The sequence below is a fragment of the Aquabacterium sp. genome (assembly GCF_030652515.1).
Lineage (GTDB): Bacteria > Pseudomonadota > Gammaproteobacteria > Burkholderiales > Burkholderiaceae_C > Aquabacterium.
Window position 1 is genome coordinate 89,029 of the sequence record NZ_JAUSAR010000005.1, and the last position, 20,245, is coordinate 109,273.

The 20,245-nt window shown below is 64.7% G+C and carries 19 protein-coding genes; 14 read left to right on the top strand and 5 right to left on the bottom strand.

Annotated elements, in window-relative coordinates:
• Positions 1-110 precede the first annotated feature (110 nt).
• The 7 genes from Q7V20_RS00535 (at position 111) to Q7V20_RS00565 (ending at position 6,100) form a co-directional block, all read left to right on the top strand.
• Positions 111-878, top strand: coding sequence for an energy transducer TonB (locus Q7V20_RS00535; RefSeq protein WP_304786059.1), 768 nt, complete (start codon positions 111-113; stop codon positions 876-878).
• A 72-nt stretch (positions 879-950) separates the two neighbouring features.
• Complete coding sequence (locus Q7V20_RS00540) at positions 951-1,667, top strand: MotA/TolQ/ExbB proton channel family protein (protein ID WP_304786134.1); 717 nt, start codon at positions 951-953, stop codon at positions 1,665-1,667.
• A 10-nt stretch (positions 1,668-1,677) separates the two neighbouring features.
• Entirely contained in the window at positions 1,678-2,109 is a 432-nt protein-coding gene (locus Q7V20_RS00545) for a biopolymer transporter ExbD (RefSeq protein ID WP_304786061.1), read from the top strand.
• Positions 2,110-2,133: 24 nt separating this feature from the next.
• Positions 2,134-3,339, top strand: coding sequence for a CaiB/BaiF CoA-transferase family protein (locus Q7V20_RS00550; protein ID WP_304786063.1), 1,206 nt, complete (start codon positions 2,134-2,136; stop codon positions 3,337-3,339).
• Positions 3,336-3,557, top strand: a complete 222-nt coding sequence (locus Q7V20_RS00555) for a DUF1289 domain-containing protein (protein WP_304786065.1) — start codon at positions 3,336-3,338, stop codon at positions 3,555-3,557. The genes Q7V20_RS00550 and Q7V20_RS00555 overlap by 4 nt, the downstream gene beginning before the upstream one ends.
• A complete protein-coding gene (gene sppA / locus Q7V20_RS00560) occupies positions 3,558-5,417 on the top strand; it encodes a signal peptide peptidase SppA (protein ID WP_304786067.1) in 1,860 nt (619 codons plus the stop codon).
• A 14-nt stretch (positions 5,418-5,431) separates the two neighbouring features.
• A complete protein-coding gene (locus Q7V20_RS00565) occupies positions 5,432-6,100 on the top strand; it encodes a YceH family protein (protein WP_304786069.1) in 669 nt (222 codons plus the stop codon).
• 23 nt (positions 6,101-6,123) lie between these two features.
• Here Q7V20_RS00565 and Q7V20_RS00570 read toward each other — a convergent pair whose 3' ends face one another.
• On the bottom strand, positions 6,124-7,389 hold the full coding sequence (locus tag Q7V20_RS00570) for an MFS transporter (RefSeq protein ID WP_304786071.1): 1,266 nt from the start codon (positions 7,387-7,389) through the stop codon (positions 6,124-6,126).
• Positions 7,370-8,122 (bottom strand): helix-turn-helix transcriptional regulator, encoded by a 753-nt coding sequence (locus tag Q7V20_RS00575; RefSeq protein WP_304786072.1) that lies wholly within the window; start codon positions 8,120-8,122, stop codon positions 7,370-7,372. Before Q7V20_RS00575 ends, Q7V20_RS00570 begins: the two co-directional genes overlap by 20 nt.
• Positions 8,123-8,253: 131 nt before the next feature.
• Between Q7V20_RS00575 and Q7V20_RS00580 the strand changes: the two genes are divergently transcribed.
• The 7 genes from Q7V20_RS00580 to Q7V20_RS00610 are packed head-to-tail and all read left to right on the top strand — an operon-like array spanning position 8,254 to position 14,995.
• Complete coding sequence (locus tag Q7V20_RS00580) at positions 8,254-8,670, top strand: YiaA/YiaB family inner membrane protein (protein WP_304786074.1); 417 nt, start codon at positions 8,254-8,256, stop codon at positions 8,668-8,670.
• Positions 8,671-8,672: 2 nt separating this feature from the next.
• The gene (locus Q7V20_RS00585) at positions 8,673-9,092 is read left to right on the top strand and encodes a hypothetical protein (RefSeq protein WP_304786076.1); all 420 of its coding nucleotides are present in this window, start codon (positions 8,673-8,675) and stop codon (positions 9,090-9,092) included.
• 12 nt (positions 9,093-9,104) lie between these two features.
• Positions 9,105-9,881 (top strand): DUF2145 domain-containing protein, encoded by a 777-nt coding sequence (locus Q7V20_RS00590; RefSeq protein WP_304786078.1) that lies wholly within the window; start codon positions 9,105-9,107, stop codon positions 9,879-9,881.
• A gap of 59 nt (positions 9,882-9,940) precedes the next feature.
• Positions 9,941-11,878 (top strand): MFS transporter, encoded by a 1,938-nt coding sequence (locus Q7V20_RS00595; protein ID WP_370652376.1) that lies wholly within the window; start codon positions 9,941-9,943, stop codon positions 11,876-11,878.
• Complete coding sequence (locus Q7V20_RS00600) at positions 11,875-13,227, top strand: MFS transporter (RefSeq protein WP_304786082.1); 1,353 nt, start codon at positions 11,875-11,877, stop codon at positions 13,225-13,227. Before Q7V20_RS00595 ends, Q7V20_RS00600 begins: the two co-directional genes overlap by 4 nt.
• Positions 13,228-13,253: 26 nt before the next feature.
• Positions 13,254-13,934 (top strand): CAAX prenyl protease-related protein, encoded by a 681-nt coding sequence (locus Q7V20_RS00605; protein ID WP_304786083.1) that lies wholly within the window; start codon positions 13,254-13,256, stop codon positions 13,932-13,934.
• Positions 13,935-13,957: 23 nt separating this feature from the next.
• The gene (locus Q7V20_RS00610; RefSeq protein ID WP_304786085.1) at positions 13,958-14,995 is read left to right on the top strand and encodes an endonuclease/exonuclease/phosphatase family protein; all 1,038 of its coding nucleotides are present in this window, start codon (positions 13,958-13,960) and stop codon (positions 14,993-14,995) included.
• Between the two features lie 602 nt (positions 14,996-15,597).
• Here the strand turns inward: Q7V20_RS00610 and tgt are convergent.
• From tgt to queA, 3 genes are read right to left on the bottom strand one after another with little or no spacing between them, the layout of a single operon-like run.
• Positions 15,598-16,746 carry a tRNA guanosine(34) transglycosylase Tgt gene (tgt, locus tag Q7V20_RS00615; protein ID WP_304786087.1) on the bottom strand — a complete coding sequence of 383 codons (1,149 nt, stop codon included), beginning with the start codon at positions 16,744-16,746 and terminating at the stop codon, positions 15,598-15,600.
• A gap of 37 nt (positions 16,747-16,783) precedes the next feature.
• On the bottom strand, positions 16,784-19,123 hold the full coding sequence (locus Q7V20_RS00620) for a hybrid sensor histidine kinase/response regulator (RefSeq protein ID WP_304786089.1): 2,340 nt from the start codon (positions 19,121-19,123) through the stop codon (positions 16,784-16,786).
• Positions 19,124-19,164: 41 nt separating this feature from the next.
• On the bottom strand, positions 19,165-20,208 hold the full coding sequence (gene queA, locus Q7V20_RS00625; RefSeq protein WP_304786091.1) for a tRNA preQ1(34) S-adenosylmethionine ribosyltransferase-isomerase QueA: 1,044 nt from the start codon (positions 20,206-20,208) through the stop codon (positions 19,165-19,167).
• Positions 20,209-20,245: the final 37 nt, after the last annotated feature.

Genomic DNA, 20,245 nt, shown 5'->3' on the forward strand with positions numbered 1-20,245 from the left:
GAAGGACGGGGTGGTTCCCCTGGAGAACGCACCCCCCGCAATGGGTGGATGTCCGACTGATTCACTAAATGTGAGTGATTCTCAATTGCAATAAATGTTAAAGTGACGGCATGGTTTTCACCGAGTTTTCTTTTGCGGGCGGCGGCCACGTGCCACGTGCAGATTTGTCCCCAGGCCAGCGTTGGACGCTGACGGCGGGGGCCGTGTTGCTGCACGGCCTCGTGGCCATCGCGGTGTGGCACTCATCCACGCTGCCAGCGATCCCGCCCGACCCTGCTCCACTCATGGTGAGCTTGATCACCGATGGCGCAGTGCAATTGGCACCCCCTGCGCCGCCCACGGTAGAGCCGCCCAAACCGGTGCCCGCGCCCAAGCCCGTGGCCAAGGCGCCTCAAAAAGCACCGCCGCCTGTGCTGGCCGCCAACCGAGCGCCCGAGCCACAAGACATGCAGGTGCCGGTGGCCGCGCCTGAGCCGCGCCCCGCGCCTGCCGTGACCACACCGACGCCGGTGCAGAACACGCCCACGGTGGCCGCGACGTCGGCCGCCAGCACGGCGCCATCCACCGAACCGGCGGTACCGCCGCCCCCCAAGACCTTGCCATCGTCTGCGGTGCGTTTCCTGATCAAGCCTCAACCGGTTTACTCGCCCGCGTCGCTGGAACTGGGCGAATCCGGAACCGTGACCATGCTGATCCTGGTGGACGAAAACGGCCGGGCCAAAGAGGTCAAGGTGACCAAATCGTCGGGCTATCCACGGCTGGATCGCGCGGCCGTGGCTGCGGAAAACGCTGCTCGTTTTCAACCTTATCTTGAAGCGGGTGTGCCACGCAGTGTCTGGGTACCCCACAGCATTACTTTCAATCTTGAAGAGCGTTGACCCACCATGAACGAAACCACCACCCCCGTCACCACGACCGCCATGGTTGAGGCGAGCAATCCCGTTGAAGCCATGGGCTTCGGGCACTTCATCAAGAACACCGATGTCGTCGGGCAAGGCCTGTTCGTGATCCTGGTGATCATGTCCCTGCTGTCCTGGGCCTTGATCATCACCAAGGGCGTGGGCCTGATCCTGCGTCAACGGCGCAGCAAGACCTTCCTGAACTTCTTCTGGAACGCCACCTCGCTGGAAGCGGTGCAGCACGAAATCACCACGCACGGCGTGAGCGAGCCCTTTGCCCACCTGACCTCGCACGCCATGCACGCCCAGGCTCACCACGCGCGCTATGGCGCGGCCAAGCTGGAAGAAGCCGGATCGGCCCAGGACTTCCTGACCCGCACCATCAAGAAGGTGCTGGACGAAGAAACCATGCGCCTGGAAAGCGGCCTGGCCGTGTTGGCCACCATTGGCGCCACCGCGCCCTTCGTGGGCCTGTTCGGCACCGTCTGGGGCGTGTACCACGCGCTGCTGGCCATTGGTGCCACGGGTGCTGGCACGCTGGACAAGGTGGCTGGCCCCGTGGGCGAGGCCCTGGTCATGACGGGCGTGGGCCTGGCCGTGGCGATCCCGGCCGTGATGGGCTACAACTGGTTGACCCGCAGCAACCGAGTGTGGGGCGCCCGCCTGGACGCCTTCGCGTTCGAGTTGTTCACCTTCCTGTCGACCGGCCAGACCCTCAAGACCAATGCCAACGTGCATCCCTTGAAGACCACCAGCACAGGCAACTGAGGAGCACACCATGGCTTTCGCCAGTTTTGACAGCAAGAGCAGCGGCGCCCCGATGGCCGAGATCAACATGGTGCCGCTCATCGACGTGATGCTGGTGCTGCTGGTCATCTTCATCGTGACGGCACCCTTGCTCAGCCATTCCGTGAAGCTGGAGCTGCCCAAGGCCAGCTCGCAGGTCGTGTCGGCCAAGGCCGAGAAGATCAACTTCTCGATCGATGCCGATGGCGTGCGTTACTGGAACGATCAGGCGCTGACCCGCGAAGAAGCCGCCGCGCGTTTCGTGGTCGAAGGCCAGAAGCCCACGCAGCCAGAGATCCACCTGCGCGCTGACCAGGCAGTGGCCTACAAGGCGGTCGCCGAGACCTTGGCCGATGCGTCCAAGGCCGGCTTGAGCAAGATCGGTTTCGTGACCGATCCGGAGCCGGATGCCACCAAGAAGTGAGGTGGCGGGGTAGGATCGGCGCCCATGAATGCGCAGACTTCTTCCTCCATCCCGCCGCAGGCTCTGGCCGGCATCAAGGTGATCGAATTGGGCCAGCTGATTGCTGGCCCTTTTGCTGGCAAAACGCTGGCCGATTTCGGGGCCGATGTCATCAAGATCGAGCCACCGGCCAGCGAAGGCGGCTCGGGCGGTGACCCCCTGCGCCAGTGGCGCATGCTGCACCAGGGCACCAGCGTGTGGTGGCAGGTGCAAAGCCGCAACAAGCAAAGCGTGGTGCTGGACCTGCGCACCGATGAGGGCCGGGAGGCCGTGCGCCACCTCATCGACGAGGCCGATGTGGTCATCGAGAATTTCAAGCCTGGCACCATGGAAAAGTGGGGGCTGGGTTTCGATGAACTCAGCCGCAGCAACCCCGGTTTGATCATGCTGCGCATCAGTGGTTATGGCCAGACGGGGCCCTACCGCGAACGCCCTGGTTTCGCCGTGGTGGCCGAGGCCATGGGTGGCATGCGCTACCTCAATGCCGAGCCGGGCCGAGTGCCCGTGCGTGCCGGGGTCAGCCTGGGCGACACCCTGGCCGCGCTGCATGGTGTGATTGGTGTGTTGCTGGCCTTGCAGGCTCGCCATGCCAGCGTCAGCGGTGCGGCACCCAAGGGCCGCGGCCAGGTGGTCGATGTGGCCCTGTACGAGGCCGTCTTCAATTGCATGGAAAGCCTGTTGCCAGAGTACAGCGCCTTCGGGGCGGTGCGTCAGCCTGCGGGCTCGGCCTTGCCCGGCATCGCGCCCAGCAACGCCTACCCCTGCGCCGATGGCATGGTGGTGATCGGTGGCAATGGCGACTCCATCTTCAAGCGCCTGATGATCGCCACTGGCCGCACCGACTTGTCGGTGGATGCGGAGCTGGCCACCAACCCGGGCCGGGTCAAGCGCGTGGCCGAGATTGATGAGGCCATTGGCGCCTGGACCGCGCAGCGCCCGGTGAGCGAGGTGGTGGACGTGCTCAACGCCGTCAGCGTGCCGGTGGGCCGCATCTATTCCGCGCGCGACATCGCGGAGGATCCGCACTACCAGGCGCGCGAGATGATCGTGCCCGTCACCACCCACGATGGATTGACCGTGCAGGTGCCGGGCGTGATCCCCAAGCTGTCGGCCACACCGGGCCTGATCACGCGGCGCGCCCCGACCTTGGGCGAAGACACGGAGCGGGTGCTTGGCCCCCGGCGGCCGTGAACCCTTTGCCCTCCGAGTCCGATCCCGCACCCAGCCCTTGCACCAAGGTGTGCCGCATGGATGGGCAGGTGTGCGCAGGCTGCGGCCGCACCCTGGATGAGATCGTCCGCTGGCGTGGCATGAGTCCGGATGAAAAGCTCGACGTGCTGGCGCGTCTGGCTGCCCAAAAGGCGGCATCATGGGCCGCATCTTCCCCATTTCCTGCTGCAGGAGTCTGAATGTCTGATCCTCATCGCGCGTCTGCGCTGTCCTGGTTTGGCAAGCTGTGGTCCTGGCTGGATGCCGGTCGCCGCTTGGTCCTCAACCTGGTGTTCTTGCTGTTGATCGTGGTGGTCGTGGTGGCCTTGTTCAAAAGCCGGGGCCCTGTCTTGTCGGACAAGACGGCGCTGGTGCTGGATTTGCAAGGCGTCATCGTGGAGCAGCACACCGATGATCTGCGGGCCACGGCCCTGCAGCAGGTGCGGGGCCAAGACACCCAGAAAACCCAGTTGCGTGATCTGCTGACTGTGCTGGACGAGGCCGCCAAGGATGCCAACATCTCGCACGTGGTGCTGGTGCTGGACGAGTTTCAGGGCACGGGCCTGGCCACCTTGCGTGAAGTGGCCGCGGCGCTGGACCGCTTCAAGGCCAGCGGCAAGAAGGTGATCGCCTGGGGCAGCAGCTACGACCAGCGCCAGTACTTCCTGGCCGCGCATGCCAGCGAGGTGTTTATTCACCCCATGGGCATGGTCTTTCTGGAAGGCTTCGGCCGCTACCGCAACTACTACCGCGATGCGCTGGACAAGGTTGGTGTCAGCATCAACCTGATCCGCGTGGGCACCTACAAAAGCGCCGCCGAACCCTTCATCGCCAACGCTGCGTCGCCAGCGGCCAAGGATGCCGAATCCTTCTTGTACAAGGGCTTGTGGGGCACCTACACCGAGGGCGTTGAGAAAGCCCGCAAGTTGCCAACAGGCGCGGTGATGGCCTACATCGACGGTGCGCCCGAGCAATTGGCGGCCGTCTCGGGTGATTCGGCCAAGCTGGCTTTGCAGGCCAAGCTGGTGGACGGCATCAAGACGCGCGACGAGTTGCGCGAGTTGCTGATCCAGCGCGGGGCCAAGGACGACGATCAGGCCAGGGGTTTTCGGCAGATTGCCTTCGGCGACTACCTGGCTCGCCAGCGGCCTTCGTTCACTGGCGATGCCGTGGGTGTGATCGTGGCCGAAGGCGAGATCGTGGAGGGCGTGGCCCCGGCGGGGTTGGTGGGCGGCCGGTCCACGGCCGCGCTGATCCGCAAGGCGCGCGAGGACAGCAACATCAAGGCCCTGGTGCTGCGCGTCAACTCGCCGGGCGGCAGCGCGTCTGGCTCGGAGCTGGTTCGGCGCGAGCTGGAACTGACCCGCCAGGCGGGCAAGCCCGTGGTCGTGTCGATGGGTGATCTGGCGGCCTCGGGTGGCTATTGGATGTCCATGGCCGCTGATCAGGTGATCGCCGACGCGGCCACGATCACGGGCTCCATCGGCGTCTTCGCCTTGCTGCCCACGGCCGATCAAGCCATGGACAAACTGGGCGTGCACACGGACGGCGTGCCCACCACCTGGCTGGGCGGTGCCGGTGACCCACGTCGCCCACTGGATCCGCGCTTTGCCAGCATGGTGCAATCCAGCATCGACCACATCTACGCCGATTTCACGGCCAAGGCGGCGCAGGCCCGCAAGACCACGCCCGAGAAGATCAATGAGGTCGCGCAAGGGCGGGTGTGGACGGGCGCACAGGCCAAGGAGCGCGGGCTGGTGGACAACCTGGGCTCGTATGGCGATGCCTTGAAGGCCGCCTCGGTGCGCGCCAGGTTGTCGGAAGGGTACCGGGTGACCTACGTGGAGCGTGAGCCGGGCAAGCTGGCGGGTTTGCTGCGCGCGTTGGGCGGTGATGCCGCGCTGGCTTGGGCCCATCAACTTGAGGCGGCTTGGATGCCGCTGGGCGCACCACCCGAGATCGCGCGTGACCTGCGCCGCGACCTGGGCCTGGTGACCGACCTGGCCAACGGCCGCCAACCCTTCAGCGTCAGCGCGCATTGCCTGTGCGAGCCGTTTTGAATCCTGAGCAAGCCATGAGAACACTCACCCCCCTTGAAGCCCGCGTCCTGGGCGTGCTGGTTGAAAAACACCACACCGTGCCGGACAGCTACCCCTTGTCGCTCAACGCCTTGACCCTGGGCTGCAATCAGAAAACCGCGCGCGATCCGGTCATGCAGGCCACCGAGGCCCAGGTGCTGCAGGCCATCGAAGGCCTGCGCGAACTCAGCCTGGTCAATGAGGTGAGCGGCAACCGCGTGGTTCGCTTTGAGCACAACGCGGCGCGTGGCCTGGGCGTGCCCAGCCAGGCGGTGGCTTTACTCACCTTGCTGGCCTTGCGCGGCCCCCAAACGTCCGCCGAGTTGCGCTTGCACACCGAGCGGCTGCACCGCTTTGCCGATGTCTCGTCGGTGGAAGGGTTCCTGGACGAGTTGGCCGAACGCGAACAGCCCATGGTCGTCAAGCTGGCGCGGGCGCCTGGCGCCCGCGAGTCGCGCTGGGCGCACCTGCTGTGTGGCGAGGTGACGATGCCGGTGGCAAGCTTGGCCACAGGGCAGGGCGAAGAGTCGGTGCTGGCCGAAGAGCTGGTGGCCTTGAAGGCCCGCCAGTCCGACATGGCTTTGGAGCTGGCCAATCTGCGCACCTTGGTGCTGCGCATGGCCGACGAGTTGGGCATGAAGCCACAGCCAGACCCCGACGCCTGAGCCGCAGGCCAGTTGCTCTGGGTTCACCGCCAGGCTTGTGCCACCCGTTCATGGGTGGGATGGCGGTCCAGCCAGTACACCACGAACACACAACCCACGGCCGCCAGCAAGGTGCCGATGGTGAAGGTGGGGGCATAACCCAGCAGATCGCCTGCCAAGCCACCCGCGATGCCGCCCAGGCTGCTCACCAGCACCACCACGCTGGCCAGCAGAGTGTAGTCGGTGCCAGCGTGCAAAGGATCGGATGCATCCATCATCAAGGCGAACAGGGCCACCGAAGCCATGGTGCCCACCAGGCCTTCCACGATGGTGGCCGTCCACAACAACTCGACGTTACCCAGGCCGAGTGCCGCCGCGATGTACAGGCCGAATCCGAATGTCTGGGCCAGACCACTGAACAGCAAGGCCTGGCGCCGCCCGACCCGGAAGGTCAGCCAGCCACCGATCACCGCGCCCAGCAGGCTGGTGGCCGAACCCACGGCCCCCTTCATGCCTGCGATGGTTTCCTTGCTCAGCCCCTGGTCGCTGAGGAAAGGCACGATCAGCGAGCTGACCATCTGGTCGCCAAAGCGGTAGCAAAAGATCAGCCCGGCGATGGCGGGCATGCCGGGCCTGAGCGCCCGATGGATCCAGGCAATGGCCAGCCGCCAGCCACCCGGGCGATCAGGGCGAGCTGCCTGCGGGGGAGGCTCGCGCAAGGTGAGCACGGGCACGATCGTGATGGCCAGCATGGCCGCCATGCACAGGAACATCACGCTCCAGTTGCTGCGGGCAAAGACCCACAGCAGCAAGCCGCCCCCCAGGATCATGCCCAAGCGGTAGGCGCCCACCTGGATGGCATTGGCCAGGCCGCGCTCCTTGGCGTTCAACAGCCGCACCGCCAGCCCATCGGTGACCACATCCTGCGTGGCCGCGATGAGGTTGAAGGCGAACACGGCACTGAACAGCGCGATGCTGCCCAGTTGCAGGTCAAGCTGCGACAGCAGCAGGGCGGCGGCGCAGGCCGCGCCTTGCAGCCCCAGCAGCCAGCCCCGGCGGGTGCCATGGTGGTCCAGCACGGGGGCCCACATGAACTTGAGGGCCCAGGGCAAGGCCAGAAACTGCAGGAAGCTGATCGCGGTCAGTGACCAGCCTGCTTCGCGCAGCAGCACCGGCAAGGCCAGCGTGAAGAAGCCGAAGGGCAGGCCTTGGGCGGCGTAAAGGCCGGTGAGCAAGGTGAGTTGCTGAGCTCGGGTGTTCTGAGCAAGTTGTTGCATGCCGATGCCCTGTTCAGCGTTGGCCAGTGGCATGGGGCCGCCACAGGTCCACAAAAGCCTGGAACCACCAGGAGCGCAGCCCGATCACCAGCGTGTAGGGCTTGCGCTGCGTGGCAGGCAGGCGTTGGTCGGCCAAGTGCTGCTGGGCAAAGTCTTCAGCCACGCGCTGCAGGCGCTCAGCAAAAGGTTTGGCCAGGCTTTGCCCGATGGAGCCGTGCACGAGCAGCAAGAGCTCGTCATCGCCTTCAAAGCCCCCTGCGAAATACTCTTCCACCACATGTTCTCGGAAGAAACTCATCACCGGGCCGTGGGGCCGCCAGCGGAAGGTTTTGGACACCTTGAGCCGGTAGCGGTTGAGGGGCCGCAACTCGATGATGCCCAGCTTGTCCAGCTTGGCCAGCAGGCGGAAGCACTCGGTCTCGGTGATCTCGTAGGTCGACACGATCTGCTCGAAGGTCCATTGGCTCAAGCAGCAGATGGCCATCAGCAGCAGCTTGCGGTCGGCCACCACGGCTTTTTCTTGCGCCAGGGTCAGCTCGCGCTTCAAGGGCTGGGCATCGGCCACGCGGCGGGCCAGGTCGGCGAAGTCCAGCTTGAGCACGCGGCAGATGTCGTCGATGCGGGACAGGGGCATGTCGCCCTTGGCGAAGACGCGCTTGATGCTGGATTCGGCCATGCCCAAACGCTCGCCCAGCTGGGCATAGGTGATGCCGGCTGATTTCAGCTCCTGCTTCAGCGTGTTCACGAGGTCTTGGGTGGTGCTCATGGTGGCGTCGGGTATCGAAATTTGATACCAAGTATGCACGATGGCGCTACTTGGTATTGATTGATTGACCTGTGGAAGCTGAATTTCCACAATCCATTCCCATGTTCAACACGCTCCCAAGGGGCCCCGAGATGACCACCACCATTCGCCGTGACACCAAATCCTGGAAGACCCAGGTCTGGCTCTCTTTCGGCATCGCCGTGACCGTGTGCGCCACCGGCCTGGGCTGGTTGCCCGGCGCCGACCTGGAGCGCGCCTTCATGGTCATGGGCTATGTGTTCTGCCTGTCGGCCGTGTTCGCGCTGTCCAAGTTCGTTCGTGACAAGGAACTGCGTGGCCATGACACGCCCATGTGGTCGGTGGTGGTGTGGTCGGGCTTTGCCTTTGCCATCGGCCTGACCGGTTGGGGCCTTTACCAGATGGACATCAACCCGACCTACAAGGCCTACCTGCTGGTGACCTGGCTGTTCCTGATCTCCAGCGCCTTCACCCTGGCCAAGATGCTGCGCGACGACCACGAGGCCGATGTGGCCGAACACAAGGAATGACCATGAAGATTTTGCAAAAAACAACCCGAATCCTGGCCTTGAGTGCGGCCCTGAGCCTGGCCTCCATGGCGCAGGCCCACAACGAGGCCTCTGAAGCCAGCGCGCTGTCGGCCCTGCCGGTGGCGGTCTCCGTGGCGGCGCCCTCCATGGTGCTGTCGGCGGGCGTGGTGCTGACCGTCGTCTCTGTGCAGGTGGTGGCTGGTGCCACCGTGTGGGTGGTGCAGCGCGCCAGCGACGGCGCCCGGATGGTGATCCGCTGGGGCTCGCAGGCCGCAGGGGTGGCCTCGGTGGCCTTGGGCACCGCCGTCACGGTGACGGCGATCAGCGCGGGCTACATCCTGTCGGCGGCGGGCCAGGCCATCGCCTTCGTGCCCAACGCCTTGGGCGCCTCGCTGCTCTACAACGAACGCTTCACCGATTGATCGGAGCCCAGCATGTTCCATTTCAAAACCGCCGTGGCCGCCTGGTGCCTGGCTCTGTCTTTCACGGCCCACGCGGGCAGGCCTTGCGAGGTCAAGCCCCTGACCGTGGGCGCCGTGCAAAAAGGCCTGGCCTTGGCCGAGCAGACCGTCAAACGCCTGAACGACACGGGTGCCAAGGTCGTGATGCTGGCCAGAGCCGGACAGGACCTGAGCCAGTACGGGTTGCGCTACTCGCACCTGGGCCTGGCCTACCGCGATGGCAGCACCTGGCGCGTGGTGCACAAGCTCAACCAGTGCGGCACCGACCGCTCGGCCTTGTACCGCCAAGGCATCGGCGACTTCTTCATGGATGCACCCTTTGAATACGAAGCCGGTGCGGTCGTGCTGTCACCCCAGGTTCAGGATCGCCTGTGGCCCATGCTCCAGGATGGCCAAGTCCTGCGGACTCTGCACACGCGGGCCTACAGCATGGTGGCCTATGCCTGGGCGCAGCAGTACCAGCAGAGCAACCAATGGGCGATCGAAACATTGGCCCTGGCGATGGAACCTCAGGCAAGCCGCCGTGACCAGGCTCAGGCCTGGCTGCGCTTCAAGGGCTATGAGCCCACCGAGCTGCACTTGTCCACCTTGAGCCGACTGGGCGCCCGCCTGACCTCGGCCAATGTCAGCTTTGACGACCACCCCACGCACCTGCGCTTCTCGGGCCGCATCCGCACGGTCACGGTCGATTCCGTGTTCGCCTGGCTGAACCGCTCGGGATTGGGCGAGTCCCCCCTGCTTATCCATTGATTGGCGGCCCCAAGTTTGCCTATACATTTTCGGCTGACGATACAAGTTGCGCATCCAGCATCAGTGAGAGGAACACGATCTTGAGCAAACCCCCTGGCCAAGCCACGCCTCCGAGCGGACAGTTCGCCCTCCTGGGCCAGCGCCGCTTCGCGCCATTTTTCTGGACGCAGTTCCTGGGCGCGGCCAACGACAACCTGTTCAAGTTCGCCTTCACGGTGCTGGTGACTTACCAGCTGAACGTGTCCTGGCTGGACGCCAAGATGGCGGGTCTGGTCATTGGCGCCCTGTTCATCCTGCCCTTCGTGCTGTTCTCGGCCACGGCGGGGCAGTGGGCCGACAAGTACGACAAGGGCCGCATCATGCGGGCCATCAAGCTGCTGGAAGTGGCCATCATGCTCCTGGTGGCGTTTGGCTTCTTTGGTCAGAACGTGCCGCTGCTGCTGGCTTGCGTGTTCCTGATGGGCTTGCACTCCACCTTTTTCGGCCCCGTCAAATACGCTTACCTGCCACAGCACCTCAGCCCGCGCGAGTTGACCGGCGGCAACGGCATGGTCGAGATGGGCACCTTCGTGGCCATTCTGCTGGGCAATGTGGGCGGCGGCCTGTTGATGAGCATCCCCGAGGTCGGCGTGCATTGGGCGGCGGGCGCTTGCCTGAGCGTGGCAGTGATCGGCTGGTTGATGTCTCTGCAGATCCCGGCCTCACCCTCGTCCGACCCTGGCCTGAAGCTCAACTGGAATCCCGCCACCGAAACCTGGCGCAACCTCAAGCTGGCCGCCGAGTACCCCAGCGTGTTCCGCTCTTTGCTGGGCATCTCGTGGATGTGGTTCTTTGGCGCCGTTTTCCTGGCGCAATTCCCATCCTTTGCGCGCGATGTGTTGGGCGGCGACGAGCAGGTGGCTTCGTTGCTGCTGGTGGTGTTCTCCGTGGGCATCGCCATTGGCTCCCTCTTGTGCGAAACCTTTTCTCACCGCAGCGTCGAGATCGGCCTGGTGCCCATCGGCGCGGTGGGCATGACGGTGTTCGCCTTCGACCTGTACCTGGCCAGCCGTGGCCTGAGCCACCCCGTGGGCAGCCTGATGACCGTGGGCCAGTTCGTGGCGCAGCACGACCATTGGCGCGTGATGATCGACCTGGCCATGCTGGCCTTCAGCGCGGGTTTGTACAGCGTGCCCATGTACGCCCTGATCCAGCTGCGTGCTCAGCCCAGCCACCGCGCGCGCATCATCGCGGCCAACAACATCCTCAACGCGCTGTTCATGATCGTGAGCAGCCTGATGGCCGGGGCCTTGCTCGGCGCGGGCCTGTCGATCCCCGAGGTGTTTGGGGCCACGGCCGTGCTCAACATCATCGTGGTGGGCTATGTGTTCTGGCTGATGCCCGAGTACATCGTGCGCCTGGTGATGCTGTTCGCGACCCGCATCGTCTACCGCCTGAAGGTGCGTGGTGAAGACCACCTGCCCACCGATGGCGCGGCCATCCTGGTGTGCAACCACGTCAGCTTTGTCGATGCGGTGATCCTGGGCGTGATCAGCCCTCGTCCCATGATCTTCCTGATGGACCACCGCATCTTCAAGATGCCCGGTGTGGGCTGGTTCTTCCGCGCGGTCAAGGCCATCCCCATCGCGCCCCAGAAAGAAGATCCGGTGGCCTACGAGCGCGCCTTTGAACGTGCCCGCCAGGCCTTGAGCGACGGGGAGCTGCTGTGCCTTTTTCCTGAAGGCGCCATCACCCGCGACGGCACCTTGCAGCCCTTCAAGGCCGGCATCATGAAGATCCTGGAAACCAACCCGGTGCCGGTGATTCCCTCGGCCGTGCACAACCTGTGGGGCTCCAGCTTTTCGCGCATCGATGGGGTGGCCATGGCCAAGCCCCTGCGGCGCGGCCTGTTCAACCACGTGGGCCTGGTGGTGGGCGAAGCCATTGCGCCCGACCAGGTCACGCCTGAAGGTTTGCAAGCCCGTGTGCAGGCCTTGCTGAACGAGCCGGCCCCTTGAAGCCTGAGCAGCCACACCAGTTCCGGCTGCTGGGGCAGCGCCGCTTTTCGCCGTTTTTCTTCACGGTTTTCCTGGGGTCGATGAATGACAACGTCCTCAAGTTCTCCGTCACGCTGCTGTTGACCTACCAGGTGGCGGTGCCCTGGCTGCCGCCCAACCTGGTCGGACCCTTCATGGGCGCCATCTTCATCGCACCTTCCTTGTTGCTGTCGGCCACCATGGGCCAATGGGCCGACCGGTGCGACCTGGGTTGGTTGATCCGCCTGGGCAAAAGCCTGGAGGTCATCATGATGGTCCTGGCGGCCTGGGCCTTGTGGCGGCGCGATGCGGCCCTGATGGTGGGCTGTGTGCTGCTGTCCGGGGCGCACGTGGCCTTGTTCTCCACCGTGAGGTACGCCTACATCCCCCAGCATCTGCGCTTGCACGAGCTGACCGGTGGCAATGGGCTGCTGGAGATGGGCATTTTCCTCGCCATCCTGATGGGCACCTTGGTGGGCGGTCTGCTGGTCGCGCCTGAGTTGGGCGGCACCTGGACCGTGGGCCTGGCGGTGGTGCTGATGAGCGTGCTGGGCCGCATCTCATCCCACTGGATCCCCAGCACGCCTGCGGTCGATCCCGGCTTGAAAATCCATTGGAACCCGGTGGCCGAGACCTGGCGCAACCTGAAGCGTTGCCATGAAGACCCGCTGGTGTTCGCCTCCATGCTGGGCATTTCGTGGATGTGGTTCTTCGGGGCCGGGTTCCTGGCCATGTTCCCGATCCTGAGCAAGGATGTGCTGAATGGCCAGGAGGGCGTGGCGTCTTTCCTGCTGGTGTTGACCTCGCTGGGCATTGGCGTGGGCGCCTTGATGTGCGAGCGCTTGTCTCGCGGCCGGGTGGAGCTGGGGCTGGTGCCGCTGGGTGCTTTGGGCATGGCCGTGTTTGCCATTGAGATGTCGATGGCCGTGCATGCGCTGGAGCAGGCCAAGGCCCTGAATGCACGGCCCGCCTGGACCGCGATGGCGTTTGTGGCCCATCCCGCGCATTGGCGCTTCCTGGTGGATTTGGTGTTGATGGCGCTGTCGGTCGGCCTGTTCAGCGTGTCTTTGTACGCGCAGATGCAGGCGCGTGCCGAGCCCAGTCACCGGGCCCGCCTCATCGCGGCCAACAACATCCTCAACGCGCTGTTCATCCTCTTGAGCGCGGTGCTGGTGGGCGGCTTGAGCGCTGCCGGTCTCAGCATGGGGCAGTTGTTCGCGGCCCAGGCCGTGGTCCACATTGTGGTGTGCGGACTGGCGTTTGCGTGGCAGCCCATTTTTGTCAGGCGTGCCGTGATCCTGGTCAGGCAATGGCTTGGGTCACAATCGTAGCCATTCGCATCAACTCTTCAAACATCATGGGAAGCTTCTTGTCGCGCTCGGTCCTGGCCCGTGTGGTGCCGTTTGTGTTGTTCATGCTGCTGCTGGCCTTGCGCGGCCAGGTGCCCGCCGATGGCAGTTGGGGCATCGATCCTCGTTGGGTCTATGGCCTGTGTGTGCTGGTGGTCAGTGGCAGCTTGCTGTTCTTCTGGCGTGATTACCAGGAACTGGCGCGCGGCAGCTTGCCAGCGGCCAAGGAGTTGGTGCTGGCGGTGATTGTTGGCGTGGTGGTGTTCGTGCTGTGGGTCAACCTGGCCCAGCCCTGGATGATGTTGGGCGAGGCCACGGCCAGTTTCCGCCCGGTGGACAGCGAGGGGCGCATTGAGTGGGGCCTGGTGGTGGTGCGCTGGGTGGGCGCGGCCCTGATGGTTCCCATCATGGAAGAGCTGTTCTGGCGTTCCTACCTGATGCGCTGGATTGACAACCCCGACTTCGAGAAGGTGGACCCGCGCGCGGTCACGCTGAAGGCGGTGGCTCTGTCCACCGTGGTGTTCATGCTGGCGCACACGCAGTGGCTCGCGGCCATCCTGGCGGGCCTGGCGTATGCCTGGCTGTACAAGCGGACTGGCTCCTTGTGGTCGCCCATCCTGGCCCATGCCGTCACCAACGGCGTGCTGGGGGTGTGGGTGGTGCTCTACGGCAACTGGCAATTCTGGTAATCAGGTCAACAAGGAGACGTGCCATGGAGCGCACGCGCAAGTGGTGGCAATCGCTGGGCCAGTGGGTGGTCGCGGCGGTGGCCGTGGGGCTTTTGCTGGTGTGGTTGGGTTTGTCCAATGACCCGGAAAGCCATGCCGCGCTGGCCTTGTTGCTGTATGTGCCTTACCCGGTCTACCTGGTGCCCGCGGTGCTGGCATTGATCTGGTCGCTCAGTTTGGGATGGCGTTGGCGCGTTCTGGCCATGGGCAGCGTGTTGTTCGTGCTGACCGTGTTGATGCGCCCAGCCCTGGGGAGTCCCGACGATGGCTACCGGCGCGTGCGCCTGATGACCTACAACATCAAGGCGTATTTGGCGGTGCACCGGCCCACGGGTGTGGCCGACCTGGCGATGGAGGTTTTGCAGCACGATCCTGATGTGGTGGTGCTGCAAGACGCTGGACAGCTCCTGGATGTGCGCTACACCCCCCCGACGTCGATCAAAACCATTCTTGGCCAGAGAGAGGTCTATGCCTTTGGGCAGTACATCGTGGCCAGTCGGTTTCCCATGAAAGGCTGCTTGCCGGGGTGGATTCCCTACAACGGGCAGAACCACAGCTATGTGCATTGCGTGATCTCGGTCAATGGCACCGATTTTGACTTGGTCACGGTGCATTTCGTGACGCCGCGCGATGGGCTGAATGCGGCACGAAGTGGCGGTGTCAAGGGCCTGGGCGCCTGGCGCGACAACATGAACAAGCGCTTGACGCAGTCCGGGGTGTTGGCCGAGCACCTGCGTTTGATGAAGCGCCCCCGCGTCGTGGCTGGCGACCTGAACGCACCTGAAAATTCAAGCGTGGTGCAAGATCTGCTGGACACGGGTTTGCGGGATGCGTTTGCTTCCGCTGGCCTGGGCTATGGCTACACCCATGGCCACTCGCTGTGGCCCGGGATCTCGTTCCTGCGCATTGACCACATCCTGGTCAGCGAAGAGATCGGTGTGAGCGATGCGTTCGTGGGTGGCAAGGTCGCGTCGCAGCACAGGCCGGTCATTGCCGATCTGCTGCTGGTGCGGCAACCTTGATTTTGTCGGGGCAGCGCGGGGCTGGGAATCGGCAGTGGTGGGCAGGGCTCCTACGGTGGCGGCCCACCGCGTTGCGGCGGACTGCTCTGCGGTGCTCGGCCACGGCGGGCGGCTGAGGAACTCGCTGTCCTTCGGCACCTCAAACAGTCCTCGCCGACCCCTCGCTGTGCGAGGGGCAACCCGCCGCGGCCTCCGCTCCTCGACGCCCCCGAAGTCGCCCAACCCACCACCGCCTCATCCCTGATCGCCCCGCTGGTGGCGGGGCACGAAATGCAGCTGTGGCATTCCACCAGCGGGGCGAGACAGGGCTGGGGCGGCATCCGACGGGCCGCCTGGCTTGGTGCTGAGACGCACAGCGCCGAGGTGGGCGCGCGACAGCGCGCATCAACATCTGACTGGCCCTGGTTGTCTGAGCGCAGCGGCCAAAGGCCGCGCAGCGAGTTCCACGGCCGCACCTCGGCGCGAGCATCGAAGGCAGTCCCGCGCAGCGGGACCACCAAGCTGAAGCCCGGCCGGATGCCGCCCCAGCCCGCGCCCCGGGCTGCACTGACAAAGCGCCTCACCGAGCGCCGACGCGTGACAGGCCCGTGAGCAAGTCGGCGTCAGACCCCTCGGGCGCGGTCGGCGGCGAACTGCTTCTGGTACTCCGCAAAGGTGCCGGCGTCCAGGGCCTCGCGCACTTCGCGCATCAGGTTCAGGTAGTAGTGCAGGTTGTGGATGGTGGTCAACATCGGGCCGAGCATTTCATTGCAGCGGTCCAGGTGGTGCAGGTAGGCGCGGCTGAAGTTCTGGCAGGTGTGGCAGGTGCAGGTGTAGTCCAGCGGCTGTTCGTCACTCTTGTAGCGGGCGTTGCGCAGGCGCAGGTCGCCAAAGCGGGTGAACAGGTGGCCGTTGCGCGCATTGCGCGTGGGCATCACGCAATCGAACATGTCCACGCCAGCGGCCACGCCGGCCACCAGGTCTTCAGGCGTGCCCACGCCCATCAGGTAGCGGGGCTTGTGGGGTGGCAGCTTGTGCACGATGTGGTTCATCACGCGCAGCATCTCGTCCTTGGGCTCGCCGACGCTGACACCCCCCACCGCATAACCAGGCAGGTTCATGTCCACCAGGCCGGCCAGCGATTCTTCGCGCAGGTTCTCGAACATGCCGCCTTGCACGATGCCGAACAGCGCGTTGGGGTTCTGCAGCTTGTCGAACTCGGCGATGCAGCGTTTGGCCCAGCGCAGGCTGAGCTCCATCGACACGCGCGCTTCTTTCTCGGTGGTGATGTACCCCTTGGCCTGGCCTTCTTTGCCGCCCTTCCAATAAGGGGTGCATTCGTCGAACTGCATGACGATGTCCGAGTTCAGCACCGTCTGGATCTGCATGCTGACTTCAGGCGTCAGGAACAGCTTGTCGCCGTTGACCGGCGAGGCGAAGCGCACGCCTTCTTCGCTGATCTTGCGCATCTCGCCCAGTGACCAGACCTGGAAGCCGCCCGAGTCCGTCAGGATGGGCTTTTGCCAGCTCTCGAACTTGTGCAGTCCGCCGAACTGCTTCATCACGTCCAGGCCGGGGCGCATCCACAGGTGGAAGGTGTTTCCCAGGATGATCTGGGCGCCCATTTCTTCCAGCGAGCGCGGCATGACGCCCTTGACGGTGCCATAGGTTCCCACGGGCATGAAGATGGGGGTCTCGACCACGCCGTGGTTGAGGGTGAGGCGGCCACGGCGGGCGTGGCCTTCGGTCTTGATCAGGTCGAAATTCAGCATGCCGGTATTGTCGCCGCACCGCGCCCGGCGGCGATGCTCAAGCCGCTTTCGCCTGGTGCAATGCCAGCAATTGTTCCAGCAGGCGCTCGCTGCGGAAGGGTTTGGCCATCACAACCTGGCCCGAGGCGCTCAGGCGGGCGATCTCGGCCGGGTCGGTGTCGCCCGAGATGATGAGCGTGTACAGCGACACGCCTGATTCGCGCAGGTAGGCCTGGATGGTTTGGCTCAGTTGCAGGCCATTGATGCCGGGCAGTCGGTAGTCGGTGATGAGGATGTCGGGGCGCTGCGCGCGGTTGGTGGTGGCCAGCAATTGCGGCAACTCGTCCAGCAGGGCTTCGCCATCGGGCCAGGTGCGCACTTGCGCGCCCCAGCTTTGCAGCATCTCGCCCAGGGCGCGGCGCAGGATGGGGTCGTCTTCCACAATCCAGGCGTTGCGGCCGGCCATGGGGTGCTGGGGCGATGATGGCGCCACCGGCTTGCTGGTGTTGACGTGGTTGAGCGGCAGCTCGATGGCGAAGCACGAACCCCGGCCCACGCGCGATTTGACGGTGATCTGTTCGCCCAGCAAAGAGGCGGTGCGGCGCACGATGGCCAGGCCCAGGCCGATGCCCCGGGTGCGGTCGCGCGCGGAGTTGCCCACCTGGTAGAACTCGTCGAAGATGCGTTCCTGCTGATCGGGCGCGATGCCGATGCCGGTGTCCCAGATCTCGATGCGCAGGCGCCGCTTGCCATGTCGGCGCACGGCCACCAGCACCCCGCCTTGCTGGGTGTATCGGATGGCGTTGGCCACCAGGTTGCGCAGCACGCCGTGGATCAGCACCGGGTCGGTCAGCACGGTGAGGTGCGGGCCGGCGTTGGCCGGAAAGCGAAAGCGCAGTTGCAGGCCCTTGGCATCGGCCGCGCTTTTCTCATGCACGCGCACGGCCTGGAACACGTCGTTCAAACAGACAGGCTGGAACTGCACCTGCACCGCGCCTGCATCCAGGCGTGAAATGTCCAGCAAACCCACCAGCAGCGATTCCATGGAGGCCACGGCCTCGTCCAGCATGTCGGTCAGCTCTTTCACCTCGGGCGCCACTTTCTGCTGACGCAGCAGGCTGACCAGCAGGCCGATGGCGGCGGTAGGCTGGCGCAGGTCGTGGCTGGCCGAGGCCAGGAAGCGGGTCTTGGACTGGTTGGCGACTTCCAGTGCGCGCGTGCGTTCGGCCACGCGTTCTTCCAGCGTGATGTTCATGCGCTCGGACAGGTTCATGGTGTCCACGAACTTGCGCATCAGCGTCAAGGCATAACCCAGGAAGATGATCGGGGTGCAGTAAGGCGTCCAGTACAGGTCGGTGACGTCCAGGTAGGGCGTCAGGAACAGGTAATCGTGGGCCACGCTGATGTAGGTGCCCACGGGGCCCGCCGTCATGAAGACGGCTTCCACCCAGTCGCGCTTCCAGGCGGTCTGCACCACCTTGATGACCACCACGATGCCACCGATCATCATGATCGGGTAGGCGATCAGGCGCAGGGTGTCCAGGTGCGGTGTGCCCAGCGCCGCGAAGGAGCCCAGGATGAAGGTGACCACCAGCACCCGCAAGGGGTTGATGATGCGGCTGAGGTCGACATTGGCGTAGCTCATCCCGAAGGCCACGAGGTAGAAACTGGTCACCGCGTGCGACGAGAAGAACAGCCAGTCCACGATCGGGATCGGCCAGCCGATGGTCTCCAGAAAGTAGAAGGCATTGCGCGACGACATGATGACCATCAGGCCGCCAAAGTAGGCGAAGACCTTGTCCGAAGGCCGCGCGCGCCAGGCCAGCAGCAGGAACAAGGCCATGCCGGCCACCGTCCAGTTGAGCGTCTTGGGCAGGTCGACGGTGAGCGAGGTCCAGGTGTCGAAGTCGGCCCGCATGAGGGCAATGGGGCCCGCGGTCATGGGCGAGATGCCGGGCTTGCGGAAGGGCCCCATGCGCACATCGATCTCGATGTCGTTGTCGCCGGCCAGCAGCACGTTCACCGGCAGCTCGATCAGGTAGGGCAGGGTGGCCATGCTGGTCACGTCGGCGCCTTCCATGTGGCGCGTGGTCAGCTGGATGCCATTGACGGTGATGCGGTGGTTGCCGGGCAGGCGGTCAATGCGCAGGGCCCACGCGATGGTGGGCGAGTGCGCCATGAAGATCTTGGCACGGTAGCAGGCCACGGCCGGGGGCTTGATGTTGTGGGCCTTCCAGTCGTCCGGCAGCTTGACCGCGATTTCCTGCTGGTGCTCGGAGCACAGGCCCTTGGCCAGGGTGGCATTGGTCACCACGATGCTGGGGGCCGCCCAGGCTCCGCCCAAGGTCCACAGGACCAACAGCACCCCCAAGTGCCGTGCATATTTGAGCCAGTTCAATCCCATGATTTTTATAGTGAATGACTTGTTTGACGCGCACTCTATCGTTGAATCAGCATCGCATCCCCGTAGCTGAAAAATCGATATTGATGTTCGATGGCATGCCGGTACAGCGCGCGGATGTGTTCATACCCCGCGAAGGCGCTCACCAGCATCATCAAGGTGCTTTTGGGCAGGTGGAAGTTGGTGACCAGCACGTCCACCACCTTGAACTCGAACCCAGGCGTGATGAAGATGGCCGTGTCGCGGCTGCCTGCTTTCAGGATCTGGCCGGGCGGGCAGAACAGGGCGGCTGATTCGAGTGCGCGCAAGGTGGTGGTGCCCACCGCGACCACGCGGCCACCCTGGGCCTTGGTGCGGGTGATGGCGTCCACGGTGGATTGGCTCACCTCGAACCACTCGCTGTGCATCTTGTGCTCGGCCAGGTTTTCGGTGCGCACCGGCTGGAAGGTGCCCGCGCCGACGTGCAGGGTGACTTCGGCGGTTTGCACGCCGCGCTGGGCCAGGGCGGCCAGCAGGGCCTCGTCGAAATGCAGAGCGGCGGTCGGTGCCGCCACAGCGCCCGGGCGTGCCGCGAACACGGTCTGGTAACGCTGGACGTCGTCGCTGGAGTCGGCGTGGGTGATGTAGGGCGGCAAGGGCACGTGTCCGTGCTGCTCCAGCAGGGTCAAAGGGTCGCCGTCAAAACGAAGGTGGAACAAGCCGTCATCGGGGCCGCCCCGGCCCAGCACGGTGGCGTCAAAGGCATCGGCAAAACGAACCACGCTGCCCGGTTTGGGCGATTTGCTGGCGCGCATGTGGGCCAGCACTTCGTCGCCGGGCAACACGCGCTCGACCAGGGCCTCCACCGTGCCGCCGCTGCTTTTCAGCCCATGCAGGCGGGCTTTGATCACACGGGTGTTGTTGAACACCAGCAAGTCGCCCGGATTCAGTTGCGATGGCAGATCGCGAAAAATGCGGTCAATGGGGTGTGGGCTGCGGCCGTCCAGCAGGCGCGAGGCACTGCGCTCGGCGGCGGGGTGTTGGGCGATCAGCTCGGGCGGAAGCTCAAAGTCGAAATCACCAAGGGAGAAACTGCGGGTCATGACTGCTGCCATTGAGGGGCTGACGAGCCCCGTGCCA

Bases quoted from the DNA above. Each gene is read 5' to 3' on its own strand.
- Q7V20_RS00535 (WP_304786059.1), top strand. From the start codon at position 111: ATGGTTTTCACCGAGTTTTCTTTTGCGGGCGGCGGCCACGTGCCACGT.
- Q7V20_RS00540 (WP_304786134.1), top strand. From the start codon at position 951: ATGGGCTTCGGGCACTTCATCAAGAACACCGATGTCGTCGGGCAAGGC.
- Q7V20_RS00545 (WP_304786061.1), top strand. From the start codon at position 1,678: ATGGCTTTCGCCAGTTTTGACAGCAAGAGCAGCGGCGCCCCGATGGCC.
- Q7V20_RS00550 (WP_304786063.1), top strand. From the start codon at position 2,134: ATGAATGCGCAGACTTCTTCCTCCATCCCGCCGCAGGCTCTGGCCGGC.
- sppA (WP_304786067.1), top strand. From the start codon at position 3,558: ATGTCTGATCCTCATCGCGCGTCTGCGCTGTCCTGGTTTGGCAAGCTG.
- Q7V20_RS00565 (WP_304786069.1), top strand. From the start codon at position 5,432: ATGAGAACACTCACCCCCCTTGAAGCCCGCGTCCTGGGCGTGCTGGTT.
- Q7V20_RS00570 (WP_304786071.1), bottom strand. From the start codon at position 7,389: ATGCCACTGGCCAACGCTGAACAGGGCATCGGCATGCAACAACTTGCT.
- Q7V20_RS00575 (WP_304786072.1), bottom strand. From the start codon at position 8,122: ATGAGCACCACCCAAGACCTCGTGAACACGCTGAAGCAGGAGCTGAAA.
- Q7V20_RS00580 (WP_304786074.1), top strand. From the start codon at position 8,254: ATGACCACCACCATTCGCCGTGACACCAAATCCTGGAAGACCCAGGTC.
- Q7V20_RS00585 (WP_304786076.1), top strand. From the start codon at position 8,673: ATGAAGATTTTGCAAAAAACAACCCGAATCCTGGCCTTGAGTGCGGCC.
- Q7V20_RS00590 (WP_304786078.1), top strand. From the start codon at position 9,105: ATGTTCCATTTCAAAACCGCCGTGGCCGCCTGGTGCCTGGCTCTGTCT.
- Q7V20_RS00605 (WP_304786083.1), top strand. From the start codon at position 13,254: ATGGGAAGCTTCTTGTCGCGCTCGGTCCTGGCCCGTGTGGTGCCGTTT.
- Q7V20_RS00610 (WP_304786085.1), top strand. From the start codon at position 13,958: ATGGAGCGCACGCGCAAGTGGTGGCAATCGCTGGGCCAGTGGGTGGTC.
- tgt (WP_304786087.1), bottom strand. From the start codon at position 16,746: ATGCTGAATTTCGACCTGATCAAGACCGAAGGCCACGCCCGCCGTGGC.
- queA (WP_304786091.1), bottom strand. From the start codon at position 20,208: ATGACCCGCAGTTTCTCCCTTGGTGATTTCGACTTTGAGCTTCCGCCC.